Origin of the sequence: Okeania sp. SIO2B9 (assembly GCF_010672505.1) — a bacterium.
In the GTDB taxonomy this organism is placed as follows: Bacteria; Cyanobacteriota; Cyanobacteriia; order Cyanobacteriales; family Microcoleaceae; genus Okeania; species Okeania hirsuta.
In genome coordinates this window covers 1-2,173 of the sequence record NZ_JAAHGK010001280.1, presented here as the reverse complement: position 1 = coordinate 2,173, position 2,173 = coordinate 1, and the positions used below count along the sequence as shown (strand labels likewise).

Sequence of the window (2,173 nt, the reverse complement as noted above, 5' to 3'; positions counted from 1 at the left end):
TTCTATTAATGGGGAAACTCCAGAGGAGTATAAGTCTTTATTTATCAAGGAAATTTATCAGAAGAAAAAGTATAGGTATATAACTGCAAAAGACTGTGCTAAGTTACAAGGTTTTCCTAGTTGGTTTTCAAAACAATAATACTTGTAGGGACGTTCCATGGAACGTCCCTACTGTGGTCGATTCAAATAAAAACTGCTGTAGACATTTTTTTGGCTAGTTTATAGCCGAAAAAATGTCTAGGCAGGGGAAAGACGTCAAATCCATAAAATTGGCTAAAACCCTTATCAATACTGGATTTATACCCTTTTTACCTAAAATCTATCTTTAGAGTCTAGATACCAAAACCAGGAAAGGATGAAAAACGACCGCTGGGAATTCCAACAATGTACGATCATGCATTACAAGTCCTGGTGAAATTAGGTATGGAAGCAGAATGGGAGGGACGTTTTGAACCTAATAGCTATGGTCTTTTCCGGTGGCCAACGCATGATGCCATAGCAGCCATCTATGCCAGCATCAACAAAAAATCTAAATATGTGCTAGATGCTGACATATCCAATGGGTTCTATAAAGCGTTTTGGCATAGTGGCGTTCGTGGAGCGTGGTGGAGCGCCGTATCGCTCTTTTTTTCTTCAACTTGATTATACACTAACGATGCAACCAGACATGATATAATTCGCGATCGCTCTTCAGATGTAAAATACACTTCAAATATTGAAATTGTTGCCAATGGTGTTATCTTGTGGAAAGGAAAATATTGTAAAAATGTTGGTTGTTTGAATAGCAACTAATTTATCACGCTCACCGATGGAAAAATCTAATATAAACCAGCGAGTCTTAATCGCAAATAATCAAACTCCAGACCGCATTCCACGAATAATATCAATAGACCTTTTGCGTGGAGTAGTAATGGTGCTAATGACATTAGACCATGTACGAGGATTTTTTTCCAATGCCGACTTTAACCCCTTAGACCTTACTCAGTCAAACATTCCTCTGTTTTTGACACGATGGGTGACTCATCTTTGCGCGCCTACATTCATTTTTTTAGCAGGAATTAGTGCTTATCTCTCTCTCAAACGTGGCAAAACTAAACAACAACTTTCTCGGTTTTTGTTGCTCCGAGGACTGTGGTTAGTATTTCTAGATTTAACAGTAGTACGTTTGAGCTGGAGGTTTGACTTGAATTTCACTTTTTCTGCTGCCGGAGTATTGTGGGCGATCGGATGGTCGATGATTTTCTTAGCAGCAATAATTTATCTTCCTACTCGAATAATTGCGACAATTGGAATTTTCCTGATATTCGGACATAATCTTTTTGATAACGTACAAGCAGAACAATTAGGAAATATTGGTTGGATTTGGACAATACTTCACGAGCAAAAAATGATTGAACCAATTTCTGGGTTTCGCTTGTTTATCCTCTATCCTCTGATTCCTTGGATCGGAGTAATGGCATTAGGTTATGCTTTCGGAACACTGTTTGAAATGGAAAAAGAACGGCGACTTCAGCTATTAATAAACATCGGTTTAAGTACGATTGCTGCTTTTATCATTATCCGAGCAACTAATATTTATGGCGACCCCAATCCTTGGTCAATCCAGTCTAACTTTCCTAATACCTTACTATCCTTTATCAATTGTCATAAATATCCGCCTTCTCTACTCTATTTACTAATTACACTCGGTCTAGCAATATTATTACTTTATTGTTTGGAAAAAACAAAAATACGTTATTTTAAACCATTAATTATATTAGGGCAACAACCATTATTTTTCTATGTTATCCACATCTACTTAATTCATCTAACCGCTATTTTATTTGCCTTGTCTAGATATGGTATAGAACCTTTTACTTTCTCCCAAGTAGGCATCAATTGGAAACCAAAATAATTTGGGTATGATTTACCAATTGTTTATCTAATTTGGTTGTTAATAACCTTCCTTTTATACATTATCTGTGACTGGTTTGCTAAGTATAAGAAAAAGCATCGAGGCAAGTGGTGGTTAAATTACTTATAAATTATAAAGACCAGTTATATCATGTCCGGATAATTAGTGATGAAAAAAACTATCCTGTCACTTGCAGAGCAAATCTCTATATTTTCCCTATTCCCTATTCCCTATTCCCTACTCCCTACTCCCTACTCCCTACTCCCTGATTTATAAGTA

General features: G+C 36.6%; 3 protein-coding genes and 1 pseudogene. 3 read left to right on the top strand and 1 reads right to left on the bottom strand.

The window, feature by feature from the left end; genetic code table 11:
• Positions 1-4 precede the first annotated feature (4 nt).
• Entirely contained in the window at positions 5-139 is a 135-nt protein-coding gene (locus tag F6K13_RS35535; RefSeq protein ID WP_353735736.1) for a DNA cytosine methyltransferase, read from the top strand.
• Positions 140-336: 197 nt separating this feature from the next.
• A pseudogene (locus F6K13_RS29835) lies at positions 337-567 on the top strand (RNA-dependent DNA polymerase); the annotation flags it as partial.
• Here F6K13_RS29835 and F6K13_RS29830 read toward each other — a convergent pair.
• Positions 567-731 carry a hypothetical protein gene (locus tag F6K13_RS29830; protein WP_161564306.1) on the bottom strand — a complete coding sequence of 55 codons (165 nt, stop codon included), beginning with the start codon at positions 729-731 and terminating at the stop codon, positions 567-569. The pseudogene F6K13_RS29835 and the gene F6K13_RS29830 sit on opposite strands and share 1 nt — an antisense overlap.
• Positions 732-808: 77 nt before the next feature.
• Here F6K13_RS29830 and F6K13_RS29825 point away from each other — a divergent pair, with 77 nt between their 5' ends.
• Entirely contained in the window at positions 809-1,894 is a 1,086-nt protein-coding gene (locus tag F6K13_RS29825) for a DUF1624 domain-containing protein (RefSeq protein WP_205127608.1), read from the top strand.
• Positions 1,895-2,173: the final 279 nt, after the last annotated feature.

Coding starts and splice junctions, on each gene's coding strand:
- F6K13_RS29825 (WP_205127608.1), top strand. CDS start 809: ATGGAAAAATCTAATATAAACCAGCGAGTCTTAATCGCAAATAATCAA.